This is a genomic window from Ruegeria sp. CJ3 (genome assembly GCF_056536725.1).
Window position 1 is genome coordinate 91,122 of sequence record NZ_JBQFQE010000003.1, and the last position, 19,641, is coordinate 110,762.

Consider the following 19,641-nt stretch of genomic DNA (forward strand, 5'->3'; position numbering starts at 1 on the left):
TGATCCCCCGTCAATCTGCCCGCTGGGGCAGGTCGTCCTTGATGTCGTAGTAATCGCCCTTGTCGGCCACAAAGATATGCTGGGCCAGCTTCAGCCCCGTGGGTTCGTCCAGCGACCCGGCCGAGACGGCAATCGTGTCCTCATCATTATGCTGCCAAAACAGGAACGAACCGCAGGCGTTGCAAAAGCCGCGCCGGGCAATGTCCGACGCACGGAACCAGCTCAGCGTCTCGCTGGCGGTGAAGCTCAGGTTGTCCTGATGCGTGACGGACGAGGCCCAGAGGTGCCCCGACTGCCTGCGGCACTGGCCACAGTGGCAGGCGGCGGGCTGGGTCAGGTCTCCGTCGATCTCATAGGCGACCGAGCCGCACAGGCAGGAACCGGTATGCATGTCTTACCCCCGAGTTGCGGGCGCGGTGCTGGTGCCCAGCAACACGCCGTAGATGATGAAACAGGCCGCCATGACGCGGCGGACCCAGATGTTGAACACAGCGCCCAGCGCTGCCTTGCCCATCAGCGCCCCCAGCAGCGTAAAGCCCGAATAGCTGAGCGTGGTGATGGCCAGTGCGGTCGGCATGATCACGGTCATCTGCTGCCAGATCGGCACGTCCGGCTGAACGAATTGCGAAAAGGCGGCCAGATATCCCGCGACGCTTTTGGGATTGATCGTGGCAACGGCCAGCGCGTGCAGATAAACATGCCGCGCCGGGCGTTCCGAGGCCGGTGCGGGTTTGCTGGCATTCATCCAGCCGCGGACACCCATCCAGATCAGAAACCCGGCCCCAATTAATTTGGCGATGAAGAACCCGGTGGGCGAGGCTGCAATCAGCGCCGTGATGCCCAGCGCCGACAGGATCAGGAAGGCGCTTGCCTGCGTCAGGATCGCAAGAACGCCCAGCATCGCTTTGGGCAATGGCAAGCTCATGCCGTTCGAGATGCAGTTGACCGCATTCGGCCCCGGGGTGGTCACAAACACCACCCAGAACACGGCGAACAGGGTCCAGGCCTCGATGCTCATCAATACACCGGTGGGGCGATGACCCAGACGGCCACGGCTGGCGCGTCATAGGGGTTGGCCCAGTGATGGGTTTCATGCCGGATACGAAAGCTGTCGCCGGGGCCAACGGTAAAGGACCTGTCACCGATCGTCAGGTCCAGCTTGCCGGACAGCATATAACCCAGCTCTTGCGTGGGGCGCTTGGTTGGCGTTTTCAGACGAGACCCGGGCTGAAACGTCGAATGCACCACCTCGAAATCATCCGTCAGATCGGGCGAGAGCAATTCCTCAATCAGCCCTTCATCGCCCGAGCCCATCGGGCGCCGCGACCCGGCGCGCACCACGTAGCCCTGCTCGGCGGCGGGCGCAGCGGAATGGCCGAACAGCATCGACATCGGCACACCCAGACAGTCCGAGATCTGCTTCAGGTCCGAAATCGAGGGGTCAGACAGGTCGCGTTCGACCTGGCTGAGCCAGCCCACAGACCGGTCGAGCCGGGCCGCGATTTCCGACAGCGTCAGCCCGCGCGCCTTGCGCAGGGCGCGGATATCGGCACCGAGGGTGGCGCTGTAGGGGGCTTGGCTGTTCACATCGACTCTCGTGAAAATTTTGTCTTATTTTTCACGATGACGCGAATCGGTGAAATCTCCAAGGATTTTTTCACTTGGGCGAGTAATTCATCTTGGATATGCAGATGGCATGTGGATTGCGGTGATCTATCTCTGGGCACTCAACGCCCTGACTTTGCTTGTCTTTGGTTGGGACAAGCTGCGTGCGCGCCGCCGAAAGCGGCGCATCCCGGAACGGCGGCTGTTATGGCTGGCCGCCCTTGGCGGTAGTCCCGGCGCAGTACTGGGGCGCTGGATTTTCAATCACAAGACCCGCAAACGCAGATTTGGGATCTGGCTGTTTGCTATCACAGGCGCGCAGATCGGCGGGTGCGTCTTGCTGATGACACAAGGGCCGGTTCTCTGGCAGTAACAAACGGAACCGATTGCGCGGGACCTCGCGAACACCACAGCCAGCTTACTGCACCGCCGCCTAACCGCCAAAGACCTGCGTCAGAATCTCATCCAACCGGCGGGCATCCTGCTCTGTGAATGCATCGGGCTGATCGCTGTCGATATCGAAGACCGCGATCACGTGTCCCGTGGCATCCCGCACCGGCAGCACCAGTTCCGACCGGGTTGATGTGGCGCAGGCGATGTGCCCCGGAAAGGCCTCTACGTCTGGCACCAGTTGCACCTGCCCCGTGCGCGCCGCGGCCCCGCAGACGCCCCGGTCGAAGGGAATGACCAGACAACCATGTCCGCCCTGATACGGCCCGATCTTGAGCAGCCCCGGTTCCGTCACCCGATAAAAGCCCGTCCAGTCAAAGCGATCATCGGCGTGGTGCACCTCGCAGGTGACGGTAGCCATAAGCGCAATCGGGTCGGTCTCGCCTTCAGTCAGGGCGGCGATGGTTTTGGCGAGCGTGTCGTAGTCTACGGTCATGGCAGTGCTTTTTGGTTTGCAGGGGTCGGGGGGCGCCGCCCCCTCTTGAGCCGCTGGCTCAATTCACCCCCGGAGTATTTGGAAAAAGATGAAGGGTCAAATGCGTTCGATGGCGATGGCGGTGCCTTCGCCGCCGCCGATGCAGATGGCCGCTACCCCGCGTTTGAGGTTTCGTTTTTCCAGTGCGTTCAGCAACGTCACCATGATCCGCGCGCCTGAGGCCCCGATGGGGTGGCCCAGCGCGCAGGCCCCGCCATTGACGTTGACCTTGTCGCGGGGCAGGCCCATTTCGTGCATGAAGGCCATGGGTACGACCGCAAAGGCCTCGTTGACCTCCCACAGGTCGACATCGTCTGCTGTCCAGCCGATGCGGGCCAGCAGTTTCTGCGCTGCCGGGACCGGGGCAGTGGTAAACAGGCCCGGGGCCTGCGCGTGGCTGGCATGGCCCAGGATGCGGGCGCGGACGGTAAGACCCTGTGCCTCGGCCGCATCGGCAGAGGCCAGAACCAGAGCCGCCGCCCCGTCCGAGATCGACGAGGAATTGGCCGCAGTCACGGTTCCATCCTTGCGGAAGGCCGGTTTCAGCGTGGGGATCTTGTCGGGTCGCGCGGATTTGGGTTGCTCGTCTGCGTCCAGAATAACCTCGCCCTTGCGAGTCCGGACTGTGACCGGCGTGATCTCGTGATCAAAGGCGGCCCCGTCCTGCGCGGCTAGAGCGTTTGACAGCGACTGCAGCGCGTATTCGTCCTGCGCTTCACGCGTGAACTGGTAAGCCTCGGCGCAATCCTCGGCGAAGGTGCCCATCAAGCGGCCTTTGTCATAGGCGTCCTCGAGCCCATCCAGAAACATATGGTCGATGACCTGCCCATGACCAATCCGCGCGCCGCCGCGCATTTTCGGCAGCAGGTAGGGGGCGTTTGTCATGCTCTCCATCCCGCCCGCGATCATCGTTTCGGCATGGCCCAGCGCGATCTGGTCGAAGCCGATCATCGCCGCCTTCATCCCCGAACCGCACATTTTGTTGAGCGTGGTGGCGGGCACCTCTTCGCCCAGACCGGCAGCAAAACCGGCCTGACGGGCGGGGGCCTGCCCCTGCCCCGCGGGCAGAACGCAGCCCATCAGCACCTCGTCAACGGTCTGCAGCCCGGCCCCCTGCATGGCGGCACGAATCGCGGCACCGCCAAGCTGAGCCGCCTCGACACCGTCGAACATGCCCTGAAACCCACCCATCGGCGTGCGGGCGGCCCCTGCGATCACAACTTCTTTCATCTGACGGCTCCTTGTATTTCTCTACCCTTGGATACCGAATGGTAAGAATTGCCGTCTAGCGTATTTCTACGACTTTGTTTCAATGCAGGGAACGATTGAGCATGGGGCTGAGCAGCAGCACGACGGGGGATACGCAGGTGATCTCGGTTCATTGCGACCGGATCGACGCGGCAATGGCGATACAGTTCAAGGACGACATGCGTGCCGAAACCCAGACCGATGCGCCGCGGGTCGTACTGGACCTGACCTCGGTCGAGTTCATCGATTCCAGCGGCCTGGGGGCCATCGTGGCCTCGATGAAACAGCTGGGGGACGGGCGGCGTCTAGATTTGGCGGGGTTGCATCCGATCGTGGAAAAAGTGTTCCGACTGACGCGGATGGATACTGTCTTTCGCCTGTTTGCTTCGCTGGACGATGCCATTGCCGATACGGGCCATTAACTGGCAGGAGTGAACCCGCGTGGCCCCGAAGAAAGAACATGATTGTCTGGAGCTGAGCTTTCCTGCAACCGCAGCAAGCGCCAGCGCCGGTATCGTCGCGCTGAGCGACCGGCTCGCGGCGCAGGGCCTGCCGGTTGAGAAATCCGATGACGTCAAGATCGCGCTGGCCGAAGCGATCAATAATGTGGTGGAACACGCGTATGCCGGAACCGCCGCCGCCAACATCCGGATCGATTGCCACCTGTGTCAGAGCAAATTGGTCATCCGAATCCGCGACACCGGGCGACCAATGCCCGACCTGCGCGCACCCGAAGGGGTGCCGGCACCGCTGAGCGCAGACCCGCAGGACCTGCCAGAGGGTGGGTTTGGCTGGTTTCTGATCCGTCAGTTGGTCAGTGACATTCAGTATGAGCGGCAAGACGGCTGCAACCTTTTGTGCCTGCGGTTCGATTTTTCGGAATCTTCGCACCAGGCATTAAATGGTCACAATAACGCCCAGATCGAACCATTGTCGCGCCGCAAATGAAGGTCAGAAAGAAAGGGTAGCTCAGATAGCTTCCCTCGGCGCCTTACGTCACAGCCCCCACCCAGTGAACGGCGCCGAGGACCTCCCCCCCTGAAAACATTGGACAATCCCTTGCGGCGGCTTACTGTCTGCCTGTTCATGACAAAGGGGAATGCCATGCGCGACTTGCACAGACCGGGCCGGTCCGAAGTTCTTGCAACCGAGGGCATGTGCGCAACGTCACATCCGCTGGCGGCCAAGACGGCGCTGGATATTCTGCAAAGAGGCGGCAACGCGATGGACGCCGCCATCGCCGGGGCGGTATTGCTCGGAATTTGTGAGCCGCAGATGACCGGCCTGGGCGGTGATTGCTTCGTTTTGTACAATCGTGCAGGGAACGATGATATCCGCGCCCTGAATGGGTCAGGTCGTGCAGCGGCAGGTGCCGATGCGCAAATCCTACGGGACAGGGGTCTTGAGGCGATGCCTCTGAATAGCCCAGATGCGGTAACGTTGCCCGGCGCGGTCGATGCCTTTTGCCGGCTGGCCCAAACCGAGGGGCGGCTGGGGCTTGATGCGCTGCTGCAACCGGCCATTCACTATGCCGATGCCGGCGTACCGGTTGCGCCCCGCGTCGCACTCGACTGGAAAAACGGGGCGGGCACGCTGCAGGGCGCGGGCCGCGACCATTATCTGGCCGACGGCAAGCCGCTTCAGATCGGTCAGGTGTTTCGATCCCCCGGACAAGCCGAGGTGCTGCGCCGCATCGCCCGCCACGGGCGCGAGGCCTTCTATTCTGGCGAGATTGCCGAAGACATGCTGACCGCGCTGACCCGCCTTGGCGGTGTGCATGAGATGCAGGATTTCGAGGCCGTTCAGAGTGACGAGACAACACCGATCAGCGGCGATTATAAGGGCATCGAACTGATCGAACATCCGCCAAACGGACAAGGGGCCACCGCGATCCTTCTGCTGAACATTCTGAAGCATTTCGATCTGTCCCAAATGGACCCATACGGAGCGGAACGCGCCCATATCGAGGCCGAGGCCACCAAACTTGCTTATGACGCGCGCGACCGGTTCATCGCCGACCCCGACCACACCCACCGGATGGAGCATTTTCTGGCCCCCGAAACGGCAGCAAGACTTGCAGCGCTGATCAGTCGGGACCGCGCCCTGCCCGCCGCCGCGCCGCTGACCGAAAACGTGCATAAGGACACCGTCTATATCACCGTGGTCGACCGGGATCGCATGGCCGTGTCGCTGATCTATTCGATCTATCACGGGTTCGGCTCGGGGATCGCATCCGACAAGTTCGGCATCCTGCTGCAAAACCGCGGCGCGGGGTTCACGCTGGAGCCCGGGCATCCGAATGAACTGGGCGGTGGCAAGCGGCCGATGCACACGATCATCCCGGGCATGTTGCGGCGAAACGGTCGGTTGTGGATGCCCTTTGGCGTGATGGGCGGAGCCTATCAACCGACCGGGCACACACGACTGGTTTCAAACCTGCTGGACTTCGACATGGGCCTGCAGGCGGCGGTCGATGCGCCGCGTGCCTTCGCCGATAACGGGGTCCTGAAATTGGAGCGCGGCTATTCCGATGCGGTTAAGCAACAATTGACCGATCTTGGCCACACCATTGAGATACCGGAAACACCCCTGGGTGGAGCGCAGGCCATCCGAATCTCCGACACCGGGGTTCTGGAAGGGGCAAGCGATCCGCGTAAAGATGGGTGCGCCCTTGGGTATTGAATGCCGCGACCACGCGGCACAAATCAGTTCAGCTGGAAATGCAGCGGATAGGATCCGTCCTGAAACGGTCCGAACATATTGGGAATATCGGGATGGTCGACGGGTTCACCAGACTGGTCCTCGACCAGATTTTGTTCTGAAACATAAGCAACATAGAAGGATTGATCGTTCTCCGCCAGCAGGTGGTAGAACGGCTGATCCTTCAGCGGTCGACTGTCTTCGGGGATGGCCTGATACCATTCCTCAGAGTTCGAAAATTCCGGATCAACATCAAAAATCACCCCTCGAAAAGGATGTCGTCGGTGTCGAACCACCTGTCCCAGACGGTACTTGGCTTGTGTCTTTAACATTGTTTCAGCCCCCAAAGAGGTTAGTACATCTTTTCGGGCAAAAAAGCCAATCATTGAGCTGAAATTCGGGGAAACAGTCTGTGAACCTTCTACTGACAGTGTTCGAAATCGTAGCTCCGGTGTTCCTCTTGGCTGGCATCGGCTACGCTTGGGTGAAGCTGGGTTTCGAATACCGGCTGGAGTTCGTCACCCGCCTTGCAGTGACGCTGGCGGTGCCCAGCCTGATCTTCGTGGCGTTGATGCAAACCGACATTCCAGGCGGAGATTTGACGCTGTTTACACTTGCAGCCATTGCGGCGCATGTGGCCCTGGCCGCCGTGTTCTGGATCTTTGTGCGCATCACCGGGCTGGAGCAGCGCACCTATCTGGCCCCACTTATCTTCGGGAATACCGGCAATCTTGGCCTGCCGTTGTGCCTCTTTGCCTTTGGGCAGGCCGGGCTGGGCTATGCAGTGATTTTTCTGGCCGTGACGGCCCTGTTTTCGTTCACCTTCGGCATCTATCTGGTCGCCGGACGTGGGGCCTTTGGCAAGGTCCTGCGCGAGCCGATGGTCTGGGCCACCCTGTTGGGGGCTTTGTTCCTGTGGCAAGGGTGGCAGACACCCCTGTTCCTGACCAATACGCTGGACCTGCTGGGGCAGATGGCAATCCCGATGATGCTGATCACGGTGGGTGTGGCCATCGCCCGGCTGACCACACAGAAGCTGCAACAAGCGATCTGGCTGTCACTGCTAAAACTGGCGGTCTGTTTCGGGTTGGGCTGGGCCCTTGCCATCGGGTTCGGGCTTGGACCCGTAGCGTTTGGCGTAATGGTCGTGCAAATCTGTTCGCCTGTCGCCGTCACCTCATACCTGCTGGCTGAACGGTTCGACGCAGATGCCGACGCGGTTGCGGGCATGGTCATGGTCTCGACCGTGCTGTCGGTGGCCGCTTTGCCTCTAATTCTTGCTATTATTCTGTAACGATTGTGATTTCCTCAGAGCTCAATCTGCGTTAGAATAAAGAAAAAAGGCACGAGGCACATGAGCAGAATTCTTTTCGTACTCTTCGGGGTGCTGCTTTTGGCATCCTGTGGGGGCGGGTCGAAGCAACCGCCCAGCAGATTGAATGACGCGTGCAGCATTGCGCGCGAAAAACCCGACTATATCAAGGCCTTCAAAAGTACGGAACGCAAATGGGGTGTCCCCGTTCACGTTCAGATGGCCACGATCTATCAGGAAAGCCGCTATCGCCACGATGCGCGTACCCCGCATAAATACGTGCTGGGCGTAATTCCGATGGGCCGTCAGAGCAGCGCCTATGGTTATGGTCAGGCGCTTGATGGCACATGGGAAGAGTATCAGCGCGAAACCGGCAAACGCCGCGCCAAGCGGGATCGAATCCGCGATGCCTCGGATTTCATCGGCTGGTACATGAACAAAAGTTACGAACGTAACGGTATTCACCCTGCAGACACGCGCAACCAGTATCTGGCCTATCACGAAGGCCATACCGGGTTCGCGCGCGGCAGCTACAACAGCAAATCATGGCTGCTGAACGTGGCAAATGATGTGGACTCGCGCGCGCAGCTTTATCAGGCGCAACTGGCCAATTGTCGTTACTGATCTTGTCGGGTCAGCGATTGGCTGACCCGATCCGGGTTCTGCTGGAGAACACGTTCTGATCGAGGTTGCCGCCCTCGGTCAGTGGGCCCAGCAGCACGGTCGTCTGACTGCCCGCATTGTCGTGGATCACCCATTTGCGCAGCTCAACCGGGTCGGCGGTAAACATCAGTTCGATCCGCCCGTTTTCCGGGTTCTTCGGGTCCTGCGCCGTCACTACAGTCGCGGTGCCGTCAAAATCATGGCCCACCACCATATTGGCCTGCGACAGGTTCACATTCCGCGCCAGCACCAGCGACAGAGGAGTGCGCCGCAGCGGGTACTGCTCGGGCGGTTGGTTGGATTTTGGATCAAAAATCTGGACGGTTCCGGCCCGCGCCAGCACCACCGCATCATTGGGCGGATCGTATTCAAACCGCATCTTGCCCGGTCGCTGCAGCCACAGCTTTCCAGTACTCAGAGAGCCATCGTCATTCACCTGGGTGAACGTGGTCTGAACCGTTTTCAACTGGTTCAGATAGTTGGATATCTGTGACAGTGGCAGCTTGTCAGCCGCCCATGCGGCGGGTGCGGCCAGTGTCAGAGCAAGGGCAAAAGCAATCTGTTTCATGAGACCCAGATAAGCGTTCTGCCCTTGTTATTAAATATCCTATTGCTCAGGGACGAGGATTTCGCGTTTGCCGACATGATTTGCCCCGGAAACAACGCCTTCCTCTTCCATCTGCTCAACAAGCCGCGCAGCTTTGTTATAGCCGATGGCAAGTTTCCGCTGGATATACGAGGTCGAACATTTGCGATCCTTGATCACAATCGCCACCGCCTGATCGTACAGAGCATCCTCGCCATTGGTATTGCCACCCGTGTTCAGGCCCAGAACAGCGTCGATATTATCGGCCTTTTCCTCAGCCGGGCCATCGACAACACCGCTCATGTAATCCGGCGGGCCGAACTGTTTCAGGTGGTTGACGATTTCCTCGACCTCTTCGTCCGAAACGAAGGGCCCGTGGCAACGGGTGATCTTGGCACCGCCCGCCATATACAGCATGTCGCCCTGCCCCAGCAGTTGCTCGGCGCCCATCTCGCCCAGAATGGTCCGGCTGTCGACTTTCGAAGTCACCTGGAACGAAATCCGGGTCGGGAAGTTTGCCTTGATCGTACCGGTGATCACATCGACCGAGGGGCGCTGCGTGGCCATGATCAGGTGAATACCCGAAGCCCGCGCCATCTGTGCCAGACGCTGGATACAGGCCTCGATTTCCTTGCCCGCGACCATCATCAGGTCGGCCATTTCGTCGACAATGACGACGATATAGGGCATCGCTTCGGGTGCGAATTCCTCGGTCTCGAACATCGGTTCACCGGTTTCGTCATCAAAGCCGGTCTGGACCGTGCGGCTGAACATCTCGCCCTTGGCCAGCGCGTCTTTCACGCGACCATTGTAGCCCGCGATGTTGCGCACGCCCATTTTGGACATCTTGCGGTAGCGATCTTCCATCTCGCCCACGACCCATTTCAAGGCCACGACCGCCTTTTTCGGGTCGGTCACAACGGGTGAGAGTAGATGCGGGATGCCGTCATAGACGGACAGTTCCAGCATCTTGGGGTCGATCATGATCAGGCGGCACTCATCGGGCGTCAACTTATAGAGCAGCGACAAGATCATCGTGTTGATCGCCACCGATTTACCGGAACCAGTCGTACCGGCGATCAGCAGGTGGGGCATTTTCGCGAGGTTCGCCACAACGGACTCACCGCCGATATCCTTGCCCAGCGCCAGCGGCAGCGCATGGTTGCCGTCACCAAAGTCACGGCTGGCAAGGATTTCGCGCAGCACCACCATCTCACGGTTTTCGTTCGGTAGTTCGATCCCGATGACCGAACGGCCCGGCAGGGTCGAAACCCGCGCCGACAGCGCTGACATGGACCGTGCAATGTCGTCGGCCAGACCAATCACACGGCTGGCCTTCAGACCCGGCGCGGGCTCCAGTTCATACATGGTGACCACCGGGCCGGGGCGCACGCTGACGATCTCGCCCTTCACACCATAGTCATCCAGCACGTTTTCCAACATCCTGGCGTTTTCTTCCAAAGCCTCATCGCTCAGATGATGACGCTGAATGCTGGCCGGGTTGGACAGCAGGCCCAGCGGGGGCAGTTCAAAATCGGAGTGCTTATCCTCGAACGACAACGCGGGCTGCGCCTCGGCCTGTGCGCGGCGCGATGGAGGGGGTGCGCGGCGCACCGGCTGAGCAACAACCGGTTTGCGCGGCTCGGCAACAGGGATTTTCACGGCCTGAAGCGGCTGCGGGGTGGGCTCCTCAAACACAGCCTCGTCGTCATAGTCAGGCTCAGCATAATCAGGCTCTGTCACATAGTCCTGCTGCATCTGCCAATCCGCCTCTGGGCTCGCGGTCAGCGGCGGCTCGGACGGCAGCATCGACGAGGTCACGGGGGGCTCTGGCGGCAATTCATCTGCCGCGCCCGCGTTCAGGATCAACGGATCAGGCCCGCGTCCACGCCCCTTGGTCAGCGGTAGGTTCGGATCAGGCTCGGGGGCCATCTCTCCGGCGGCGACCTTGCGGTTGCGCACAGCGGCCGAGATTTTGGACCGGATGCGGTCCTCTTTGGGCATATCATAATAGCCCTCGACCGCGACGGGGTCGATCAGTTCCGGCTCGGGCATCGGTTCGGGACGGCGGATCAGCGAGGTCACACCTGCCAGAAAGCCCGGCTTGGCCTCGGGTTCGGGCACATCCAGTTCCGGGTCTTCGAAAACCGGATCGGCATAGGCCAGATCGTCCTCGAACTCGGCCTGTAGCGGCACATCGCGTTCGGCACGGCGTTCAGCCCATTGCGCACGACGATCCCGCGCCGCCTGCGCCGTGGCCGAAGCGCCCCGGCCCAAGGCATTCATCAACAGATCATAGGCCATGACGAGGCCCAGCAGGAAGGCGCGGAACCCCTTGCGCACATCCGCTTTGGTAAAGCCCAGCACAAACACGCCCAACGCCAGCATACCAATCGCCATCGCCAGCGACATCAGCTTGACCAGAAAATGCGACGAGATCGGCAGCAGCGTCAGCAAGGCGCCCATCACGGTGTCGCCAAACAGGCCACCCAACCCATAGCTATGCGTCGCACGCCATTCGGTTCCGGGCACCAATGTGGCGGCATAAACCGCCAGAACAGCAATCCAGATCGGAGCAAAAATCAGACGGGCAATGGCGCGGTCCTCGCCAAAATGACCGGCAAAGCGCACGCCCCATGTGACCAATACCAGCGCCACGCCGAAGCTGCCCCAGCCCACAATCATGAACAACGGCGCGGCAATTGAGGCACCCACACGTCCCATCCAGTTCTGTACGGCTGCGTCGGTTGACACCATCCAGTTCGGATCATCCGGCGTATAGGACCAGACCATCGCGGCAGCGGCGAGCCCCAACAGGATCAGGGCGATCCCGATGAGTTCCTTGCTGCGCCGTTCGATGGCGGCCTGCGTGGTGCTGTCCAGTAACGGATCACGGTTTCGCGCGTTCAATGATGCCATTTTGCCCTCGTACCTCACGAATAGATGCAGTCGCGTAGCGTGATCAGCCCGCGCTTCATCTCTGTTTTTGGGGCCACCATGGCGACCCGGATAAATTGCTCGCCCGGGTTTTGCCCCGGATCACCTTGAGAAAGATATGCCCCCGGAAGAACCCGAACCCCGGTCTCTTGCCAAAGCTTCAATGCCGTTTCTTCGCCGTTTTCGACCGGCAGCCACAGGAAGAAACCGGCCTCGGGGGGCATATAGCCCTGCACGCCTGCGAAAACCTCATCCGCGATGGCGTATTTTTCCTGATAGAGCGCGCGGTTTTCCTGCACATGCGCCTCATCCGCCCAAACCTTGGCGGCGGCGGCCTGCAACGGGGCAGGCAGCGGCGCACCCGCATAGCTGCGCAGCAGTTTGACCCGGCTGATCGTCTCGGGTCCGCCTGCGATCAGGCCCGACCGCAGCCCGGCCAGATTGGAACGCTTGGACAAAGAGTTGAACAGTGTCACGCGCTCGGGGTCCGCACCCAGTTCCTGCGCAACTGTCAGCGCGCCGACCGAGGCCGTATCGCGATAGATCTCGGAATAGCATTCATCCGCAAAGATGCGGAAATCGTATTTCTCGGCCAATTGGATCAGTTCAGCCCAGTAATCGCGCGAGGCGACCGCCCCCTGCGGGTTCGCGGGCGAACAGATATAGGCAACGGCGGTGCGGTTCAGCACATCTTCGGGCAGGCCCGCATAATCCGGCAGATGGCCGGTTGCAGCGGTTGCAGGCACAAAATAGGGCTGTGCCTGCACCGAGATCGAGGCGACCATATAGACCTGATAGAACGGGTTCGGGCACAGGATGATCGGCTGCTGGCCGTTCTTCTGCTCGGGGCAGAGCGCCATGGCGGCATTGTAAAGCCCCTCGCGCGTGCCGTTCAGCGCCATCACATTGGTATCAGCATCCATCGACACGCCATAGCGGCGGTTGACCCAGTCCGCGATTGCACCGCGCAGTGCGGGCGAGCCCTCGTTCGGAGGATAGCCCTGAAACCCGGCGGCATTTTCCATGATCACATCGATCACCCAAGGCGGGAAATCGTGCTTGGGCTCGCCAATGGTCATGTGAACGACATCACCGCCCGGCTGATGATGATCCAACAGGGCGCGCAGACGCGGGAATGCATATTCCGGTAGGTTCGAAAACCGCTCGGGGAAATTCATGATACTGCCTCAATATCGGGGTCATTTTTCGCCCCGTTTGTTGGCAGATTACAGATCGTGCCCTGCTTCGTCCAGACAAAGAGGTTCCGAATCAGGGGATTGTGGCATTCAGGTCAAAGCGGCCTCCGCCGCCGATCCCACCCGCAACAGCGCCTCTTCCGACCCCGGATAGCCCAGCATCATCAGCCCGCAGCCGGGTGTGCCTGTTGGCAGCGTTAGCGCCGCAAGCCCCATCAGGTTGCCGATCCGCGTGTTGCGCAAGGACAAGAGATTCTCGGTGATATAGTAGTCATGATCGTTCATCAGCCGGTCCAGATTGGGCGGCAGGATCGGGGCCGTCGGCGCAAGAACCGCGTCAAACCCTGCGGTCGCAGCGTCCCATGCCTGCCGGCAAGCGGTCAGTTTCGACCATGCGGCCACGTAATCGGGGCCTGAGAACCCTTTGCCCATGCGGAACCGTTCGAGGATTTCGGGATACATCGCCTCGGGGTTCGCTTCGATCACGTCGCGCCACAACCCATAGGCCTCGGTGGTATAAAGTACGCCCGACAGGCCCATCGCATCGTTCAGTTCGGGCACCTCAAGTGGGACAATCTCGGCCCCGGCCTCTTTCAGGCGCGCCAGCGCGCCGTCATAGGCTTTGGCCGGAGCCTCGCGCAGATCGTCCTTGGCCACGTTCTGCAAATCGGCAAAGCGGCGGCCTTGCAGCGAAGCCCCGCGCAGATCAGCCGGGGCCGTGCCTTCCAGTGCAGCCAGCATATGCGCGGCGTCCTCGACCGATCGCGCCAAGGGTCCGACCGTATCAAATTTGAGGCACAACGGCACGACGCCCTCAAGGCTGACGCGCCCCGCCGTGGTTTTCAGGCCCACCAGATCGTTCCACGCCGACGGAATCCGCACCGACCCGCCGGTGTCGGACCCGATACCGCAGGCCGCAAGACCCCACGCGACCGAGGCCCCGGCGCCTGAGGACGATCCCCCCGGCACCGCGTCTTCGTCATTCACACAAGGCGGCGTCGCCGTGATGGGGTTCAGGCCCAGACCAGAGAACGCCAGCTCGCTCATATGGGTCTTGCCCAGACAGACCGTGCCCATGGCGGTTGCGTTGCGCAGGACCTGTGCATCCGCCTCGGGCACACGCCCTTTCAGCAGGGCCGAGCCCGCTTCGGTTCCGACACCCGCGGTATCAAACAGGTCTTTCCAGCTGATCGGAACGCCATCCAGCAAGGACCGGCGCAAGCCAAGCTTGGCGCGCTCTTGCGCGGCTTGGGCCTCGGCACGGGCGCGATCATGGGTGACGCGGGCATAGATGCGATCCCTGTGCGGGTGGGCGTCGATGGCGCTTAGATAGGTTTCGGTCAACTCGACCGGATCGATCTGACCCATTCCGATGCCACGGCCCAGATCACATGCCGTCATGGTCAGCCAGTCTTGCATCCTGCCCCCTCCCGTTTCAGTCCGTGATCGGACGGTAGCGACAGGACCGCACATGGACAATCCCGAAAGGGCGGGCATATTGCAGCGCATGGAACACAGATCCGACATCCTGATCGTTGGCGGCGGCCTGAACGGCCCGGCCCTTGCACTGGCGCTGGCCCAAACCGGGCATTCGATCACCGTGATTGACGCACTGGCCGAAAAGGTGCGCAAGAACGCAGCCTTTGACGGGCGCGCCTATGCTTTGGCGCTGGCCTCGCAACGCTTGCTGGACGCCATTGGCGTTTGGGAAAAGGTCGAGGACCACGCGCAGCCGATGTTGGAAATCAAGGTCACCGATGGCCATGCCGGTGCGGGTCCTTCGCCGTTTTTCATGCATTTCGATCATGCCGAGATCGAAGAAGGCCCGATGGGCTATATGGTCGAGGATCGCCACCTGCGGCGCGCCTTTCTGGAGGCGATGGCCGAGCAGGACGAGATCACTGAGATCAGCGGCAAAACGGTGGTGTTTCAGGACATTTCGCCCACCGGGGCAACGCTGACGCTAGACGGCGGGTCTACCCTGTCCGGCAGCCTTCTGGTCGGCTGCGACGGCCGCCGCAGCGGCACTGCGGCGCGGGCCGGGATCAAGCGGACCGGTTGGGACTATGGCCAGACCGCTCTGGTTTGCGCCATTGAACACGCGCTGCCCCATCATGGCATCGCCCATCAATTCTTCATGCCCCCCGGCCCGCTGGCAATACTGCCGCTAACCGGCAACCGCAGTTCCATCGTCTGGAGCGAACGCACGGAAACGGCGGGCCAGATCAACGCCCTGTCCGAGGTCGATTACCTTCAGGTCCTGCGCCCACGCTTTGGCGATTTTCTTGGCGATATCCGCCTGCAGGGTGACCGGTTCACCTATCCGCTGAACCTGACCATCGCCAACTCCTTCATCGCGGATCGTCTGGCCCTAGTCGGAGACGCCGCCCACGGTATGCACCCAATTGCCGGTCAAGGCCTGAATGCGGGCCTGCGCGATGTGGGGGCCTTGGCCGAGGTGCTGACCCTTGCAGGCCGACGTGGCGAGGATATCGGCTCGACCCTCGTGCTGGAGCGTTATCAGGAATGGCGCCGGTTCGATACAGCCTCGCTTGCGATGGCGACGGATGTGTTTAACAAGTTGTTTTCGAACGACAATCCGCTGCTGCGCATGGGCCGAGATATCGGTATGGGCATCGTCGGATCGCTGCCCGGACTGCGACGCGGTTTCGTGCGCGAGGCCGCAGGTCTGACCGGAGACCTGCCGAAACTGCTGCAGGGTCGTCCGATTTAGTCCAGCTCTCGCGCCTCATCCACCAGCATCACCGGGATGCCATTACGGATGGGAAAGGCCAGACCGGCGGCTTTGGACACCAGTTCCTGCCGCTCGGCGTCATAATGCAAGGTCGTGTGGGTCTGCGGGCAAATCAACGCCTCAAGCATATGACGGTCAAAAGCGTGTTCAGGTGCGCTCATTGTAGATGTTCCTCATTCGATCCGCCGCGCATGGCGAATTCAATCAATGTCACCAAGGTCTCGCGCCGTGTGCGCAGGCAGGGGGCTTCCAGCAGGGCCTGTTTTTCCTCGGGGTCGAATTCCAGCATCATCGACAGGGAATTCACCAGCAGTTCATCATCAGCGTCCTTCATCGTCTCCCAGTCGGTCGACAACTGGCGGGATGAGAAGAACCGTTCAAGCAACCGCAGGAACCGGGTGCGGTCGAACTTGTCATCTTCTTCGGCCTTGCCCAGATCACGATCAAACCCGCCCCAAGATACTGACGCGCGGCGATAGGGGGTGAAGCTGTCAAGCTCAGTCTTAACCCGGAACCGCGAGATTCCGGTCAGCGTGATCAAATACCGACCATCCTCGGTTTCCGAAAACTGCGTCACCCGCCCGGCACAGCCGATCTGATGCAGCCGCGTCTCATCACCCTGACAGGTGTTCGGCTGCACCATCCCGATCAGCCGTTCAGGCGTTTTCAGCGCGTCATCCAGCATCTGCAGATAGCGCGGCTCGAATATATGCAGCGGCAGACGAGAGCGCGGTAACAACAGCGCTCCGGGCAGAGGAAACACGGACACGGTTTCCGGCAGATCAGCGGGGTGCATCATATAGTCGAGTGTAGCCCTGATCAGACTTTAGGCAAATATCATCGAGCTGAGCTTGCGCCGCCCGTTCAGCACAATCGGATCATTGGGCTTGAGCGCGTCGAAGATTGTGAACAGCTGTGCCTTTGCCGCACCCTCGTTCCATTCACGATCCCGGCGGAACAGTTCCAGCAATTGGGCGACCGCCTCTTCAACGTCACCGTTGGCGTGCAGGGCCTGTGCCAGATCGAACCGGGCCTGATGATTATCGGGCTCGGCCTCAACCGCTGCGGTCAGTTCACCCACGGGCCCCGCGTCGGCGGCCTGTTTGGCCAGTTCCAGTTGCGCATGGGCCGCTTCAACCTCGGGCGAGGTCGAAATCTCGGCCGGTGCGCCGTTTAGGATCGCTTCGGCCTGATCCAGATCACCCAGCGCGATATGCGCGCGCACCAGCCCGCCATAGGCAGCGGCATGGTTGGGGTCTTCGCCCAGAATCGCCGCGAAGGTCTGCGCCGCGTCCACAGCCGCGCCTTCGGTCAGCATATCCTCGGCGGCCTGAACTGCGTCGTCCAATTGACCGCCGGGGCTTTCACCACCTGCGGCCTCGATCACACGGTCGATGAACGCCTTGATCTCGGACCCCGGCAACGCGCCCTGAAACCCATCGACCGGCTGGCCCTTGTGGAACGCATAGACGGTTGGGATGGACTGGATGCGCAGCTGACCTGCGATCATCTGCGCCTCATCCACGTTGATCTTGACCATCTTGACCGCGCCTTTGGCGGCGGTCACAGCCTCTTCCAGCGCCGGACCCAGCGTTTTGCAGGGGCCGCACCAAGGGGCCCAGAAATCGACGATGATCGGCATCTCTTGCGAGCCTTCGACCACATCGGCCATGAAGGTGGCCTCGGTCCCGTCCTTGATCAGATCGGTGGTGTCAGAGCTGGCTGCGCCGTTCAGAAGGTCCATGGCATTATCTCTCTGGTTCATATTTGCGCCCTATATGCAGCCCCGCAGGTCAGAAACCAAGGGCAGAGTCGGGCGATTTTGCATCAATCAGACGTCGAATGTCGCAAAAACCGGCGCGTGATCGCTGGGTTTCTCCCACCCGCGCGCATCGCGCAGAACCCGGCTGGAATGCCCCGCGTTCGAGATATCGGGCGTCGCCCAAACATGATCCAGCCTGCGGCCCTTATCCGCCGCATCCCAGTCGCGCGCGCGGTAAGACCACCAGCTATAGAGCTGACCTTCGGGAATATCCTGCCGGGTGATATCGACCCAACCGCCCGCATCCTGCGTCTCGGCCAGTGTTTCGACCTCAACGGGGGTATGCGACACGACCTTGAGCAGTTGCTTGTGCGACCACACATCATCCTCGCGCGGAGCGATGTTCAGATCGCCGACCAGAATCGACTTTTCCGGCTTCTCCGCGTGGAACCAGTCACGCATATCGGTCAGGTAATCCAGTTTCTGGCCAAACTTCTCGTTCACCTCGCGGTCCGGCACATCACCCCCGGCAGGAACGTAAAAATTGTGGATCGTCACACCATTTTCCAGCCGCCCCGCGATATGACGCGCATGGCCGAGACCGGCGAAATCCTTGTCGCCCACTTCCTCGATCGGCAACCGGGACAGGATGGCCACACCGTTATAGCCCTTCTGCCCCCGCGCGATCATGTGCTTATAGCCAAGCGCGGCGAACCCCTCGGTCGGAATCTTCTCGACCGGTGATTTGCACTCTTGCAGGCACAGCACATCCGGGGCTTCTTCCTGCAGCAATTTCAGCACGATAGGCTCGCGCAGGCGGACCGAGTTGATGTTCCATGTGGCAAGGGTGAAGGGCATGTGGGGATTCCTCTGTCGCGGGTTGGCGCGAGGTTAGCGCGGGACGGATGGGGGTGCCATCGAAAAGCACCCTGTTCCGGTCAGAGCCGCGCTACCCCCGATTTCAGTACCGCCTGAGCATCATTGAATATCTCATCCACGATCTCGGCAGCCGGCATGACCTTGCGCACCAACGAGACCCCTTGACCCGACCAAAGTGACATCGCCTCGACATCGCCATCGGTCCCGGGCAAGGGCGTATAGCTTTGATACCGCAGCACGGCCTCTCCGTCGGGTCGGTGGCCGATCACCTGCTCTTCGTCCGGACGGTGACCGGGGCCCGCAGACCCCGCGGCCTTCCACGTCCGAGAGGTCGAGTTTTGCAGCGCGCGATGCGGCGCTTGAGGCCATTTCACGTCATAGAGATCATAATACCATTCCGTCTGCGCCTCGGTCGCGGTCAGGATGCGCGTGCGATAGTCGTCGTGGATGGTGGCCTCGGCACTGGCCAGAAACCGGGTTCCGATCCAGACGGCAGACGCCCCTAACATCAAGGCAGCCGCCATGCCGCGCCCATCCGCAATTCCACCTGCCGCGACGACAGGGATCGAAACGGCATCGACCACGGCCGGAATCAACGCCATGGTCGAAACCTGCCCCCAGACATGGCCGCCGGCCTCCCACCCCTGCGCGACGATAATGTCCGCGCCTGCGTCCTGCGCGACCCGGGCCTCGTCGGCGGTCCCGATGCTGGCCATAACAACCAGTCCGGCCCGTTTGGCCTTTGTGATGGCAGATGGCTCCAGGCCCCAAAACAGGGACACTGCATGAACCTGCTTGTCGATACAGACCTGAAGCTGATCGTCGTATGGAAAGGCCAGGTTCAGGTTGACGGCAAAGTTTCGGTCCGTCAGCGCGCGGGTCTGATCAATTCCCGCCACGACCTGTTCGGAGGGTTTGCCCCAAAGGGGAATGACCCCGTAACCGCCCGCATTGCAGACCGCCGCAACAAGCGCGGGGCCCGCAGCCCCACCCATCGGGGCCGAAAGGATGGGTTTCTCAATATTCAGTAAGGTGCAGATATCGCCTGCCATTTTCTGATCCTCCCCAAGTTC

22 protein-coding genes are annotated in these 19,641 nt (G+C 61.1%); 7 read left to right on the forward strand and 15 right to left on the reverse strand.

Translation table 11 applies throughout. The features are described 5' to 3' along the window. Positions 1-10 precede the first annotated feature (10 nt). Genes ACR0J1_RS06160 through ACR0J1_RS06170 form a run of 3 tightly spaced genes read right to left on the reverse strand, consistent with a single transcriptional unit; the run spans position 11 to position 1,587 of the window. On the reverse strand, positions 11-391 hold the full coding sequence (locus ACR0J1_RS06160; RefSeq protein ID WP_480530604.1) for a GFA family protein: 381 nt from the start codon (positions 389-391) through the stop codon (positions 11-13). A 3-nt stretch (positions 392-394) separates the two neighbouring features. Beyond that, positions 395-1,018: a LysE family translocator gene (locus ACR0J1_RS06165; RefSeq protein ID WP_480731436.1), complete on the reverse strand. Its 624-nt coding sequence runs from the start codon at positions 1,016-1,018 to the stop codon at positions 395-397. After that, entirely contained in the window at positions 1,018-1,587 is a 570-nt protein-coding gene (locus tag ACR0J1_RS06170; protein WP_480731438.1) for a helix-turn-helix domain-containing protein, read from the reverse strand. Before ACR0J1_RS06170 ends, ACR0J1_RS06165 begins: the two co-directional genes overlap by 1 nt. A gap of 121 nt (positions 1,588-1,708) precedes the next feature. Between ACR0J1_RS06170 and ACR0J1_RS06175 the strand changes: the two genes are divergently transcribed. Continuing rightward, positions 1,709-1,978, forward strand: a complete 270-nt coding sequence (locus tag ACR0J1_RS06175; RefSeq protein WP_480734509.1) for a DUF1294 domain-containing protein — start codon at positions 1,709-1,711, stop codon at positions 1,976-1,978. 60 nt (positions 1,979-2,038) lie between these two features. Here the strand turns inward: ACR0J1_RS06175 and ACR0J1_RS06180 are convergent, their stop codons facing one another. Both ACR0J1_RS06180 and ACR0J1_RS06185 read right to left on the reverse strand, forming a co-directional pair. Then, positions 2,039-2,491, reverse strand: a complete 453-nt coding sequence (locus ACR0J1_RS06180; protein WP_480731441.1) for a GAF domain-containing protein — start codon at positions 2,489-2,491, stop codon at positions 2,039-2,041. A gap of 96 nt (positions 2,492-2,587) precedes the next feature. Further along, a complete protein-coding gene (locus ACR0J1_RS06185; protein WP_480731442.1) occupies positions 2,588-3,760 on the reverse strand; it encodes a thiolase family protein in 1,173 nt (390 codons plus the stop codon). 101 nt (positions 3,761-3,861) lie between these two features. On the opposite strand from ACR0J1_RS06185, the gene ACR0J1_RS06190 reads away from it, so the two are divergent. From ACR0J1_RS06190 to ggt, 3 genes are all read left to right on the forward strand, one after another. Then, the gene (locus tag ACR0J1_RS06190) at positions 3,862-4,200 is read left to right on the forward strand and encodes an STAS domain-containing protein (RefSeq protein ID WP_480731444.1); all 339 of its coding nucleotides are present in this window, start codon (positions 3,862-3,864) and stop codon (positions 4,198-4,200) included. Between the two features lie 19 nt (positions 4,201-4,219). Next, positions 4,220-4,726 (forward strand): ATP-binding protein, encoded by a 507-nt coding sequence (locus ACR0J1_RS06195; protein ID WP_480731446.1) that lies wholly within the window; start codon positions 4,220-4,222, stop codon positions 4,724-4,726. Between the two features lie 156 nt (positions 4,727-4,882). Next, positions 4,883-6,460, forward strand: a complete 1,578-nt coding sequence (ggt, locus tag ACR0J1_RS06200) for a gamma-glutamyltransferase (protein WP_480731448.1) — start codon at positions 4,883-4,885, stop codon at positions 6,458-6,460. A 23-nt stretch (positions 6,461-6,483) separates the two neighbouring features. Here ggt and hspQ read toward each other — a convergent pair whose 3' ends face one another. Next, positions 6,484-6,810 carry a heat shock protein HspQ gene (gene hspQ, locus ACR0J1_RS06205; protein ID WP_170398818.1) on the reverse strand — a complete coding sequence of 109 codons (327 nt, stop codon included), beginning with the start codon at positions 6,808-6,810 and terminating at the stop codon, positions 6,484-6,486. A gap of 80 nt (positions 6,811-6,890) precedes the next feature. Here hspQ and ACR0J1_RS06210 point away from each other — a divergent pair, with 80 nt between their 5' ends. Beyond that, positions 6,891-7,772, forward strand: a complete 882-nt coding sequence (locus ACR0J1_RS06210; RefSeq protein WP_480731449.1) for an AEC family transporter — start codon at positions 6,891-6,893, stop codon at positions 7,770-7,772. A 60-nt stretch (positions 7,773-7,832) separates the two neighbouring features. Further along, on the forward strand, positions 7,833-8,414 hold the full coding sequence (locus tag ACR0J1_RS06215) for a transglycosylase SLT domain-containing protein (RefSeq protein WP_480731451.1): 582 nt from the start codon (positions 7,833-7,835) through the stop codon (positions 8,412-8,414). A gap of 10 nt (positions 8,415-8,424) precedes the next feature. On the opposite strand, the gene ACR0J1_RS06220 is transcribed toward ACR0J1_RS06215, so the two are convergent. The 4 genes from ACR0J1_RS06220 to ACR0J1_RS06235 form a co-directional block, all read right to left on the reverse strand. Then, a complete protein-coding gene (locus ACR0J1_RS06220; protein ID WP_480731452.1) occupies positions 8,425-9,021 on the reverse strand; it encodes a LolA family protein in 597 nt (198 codons plus the stop codon). Positions 9,022-9,060: 39 nt separating this feature from the next. After that, positions 9,061-11,958, reverse strand: a complete 2,898-nt coding sequence (locus ACR0J1_RS06225; RefSeq protein ID WP_480731454.1) for a DNA translocase FtsK — start codon at positions 11,956-11,958, stop codon at positions 9,061-9,063. A gap of 14 nt (positions 11,959-11,972) precedes the next feature. Then, the gene (locus tag ACR0J1_RS06230) at positions 11,973-13,154 is read right to left on the reverse strand and encodes an aminotransferase class I/II-fold pyridoxal phosphate-dependent enzyme (protein ID WP_480731456.1); all 1,182 of its coding nucleotides are present in this window, start codon (positions 13,152-13,154) and stop codon (positions 11,973-11,975) included. A gap of 108 nt (positions 13,155-13,262) precedes the next feature. Beyond that, entirely contained in the window at positions 13,263-14,591 is a 1,329-nt protein-coding gene (locus ACR0J1_RS06235) for an amidase (RefSeq protein WP_480731457.1), read from the reverse strand. Between the two features lie 52 nt (positions 14,592-14,643). Here ACR0J1_RS06235 and ACR0J1_RS06240 point away from each other — a divergent pair, with 52 nt between their 5' ends. Continuing rightward, on the forward strand, positions 14,644-15,906 hold the full coding sequence (locus ACR0J1_RS06240; RefSeq protein ID WP_480731459.1) for an FAD-dependent monooxygenase: 1,263 nt from the start codon (positions 14,644-14,646) through the stop codon (positions 15,904-15,906). Here ACR0J1_RS06240 and ACR0J1_RS06245 read toward each other — a convergent pair. The 5 genes from ACR0J1_RS06245 to ACR0J1_RS06265 all read right to left on the reverse strand — a co-directional run bounded on the left by ACR0J1_RS06245 (position 15,903) and on the right by ACR0J1_RS06265 (position 19,620). Further along, positions 15,903-16,088, reverse strand: a complete 186-nt coding sequence (locus tag ACR0J1_RS06245) for a Trm112 family protein (protein ID WP_480530574.1) — start codon at positions 16,086-16,088, stop codon at positions 15,903-15,905. The two genes, ACR0J1_RS06240 and ACR0J1_RS06245, sit on opposite strands and share 4 nt — an antisense overlap. Further along, positions 16,085-16,726, reverse strand: a complete 642-nt coding sequence (locus ACR0J1_RS06250; protein ID WP_480731461.1) for an LON peptidase substrate-binding domain-containing protein — start codon at positions 16,724-16,726, stop codon at positions 16,085-16,087. Before ACR0J1_RS06250 ends, ACR0J1_RS06245 begins: the two co-directional genes overlap by 4 nt. Before the next feature lie 27 nt (positions 16,727-16,753). Beyond that, entirely contained in the window at positions 16,754-17,671 is a 918-nt protein-coding gene (gene trxA, locus ACR0J1_RS06255) for a thioredoxin (RefSeq protein ID WP_480731463.1), read from the reverse strand. 87 nt (positions 17,672-17,758) lie between these two features. After that, positions 17,759-18,547 (reverse strand): exodeoxyribonuclease III, encoded by a 789-nt coding sequence (locus ACR0J1_RS06260; protein WP_480731465.1) that lies wholly within the window; start codon positions 18,545-18,547, stop codon positions 17,759-17,761. A gap of 80 nt (positions 18,548-18,627) precedes the next feature. After that, positions 18,628-19,620, reverse strand: a complete 993-nt coding sequence (locus ACR0J1_RS06265; protein ID WP_480731467.1) for an NAD(P)H-dependent flavin oxidoreductase — start codon at positions 19,618-19,620, stop codon at positions 18,628-18,630. Between the last annotated feature and the right edge of the window lie 21 nt (positions 19,621-19,641).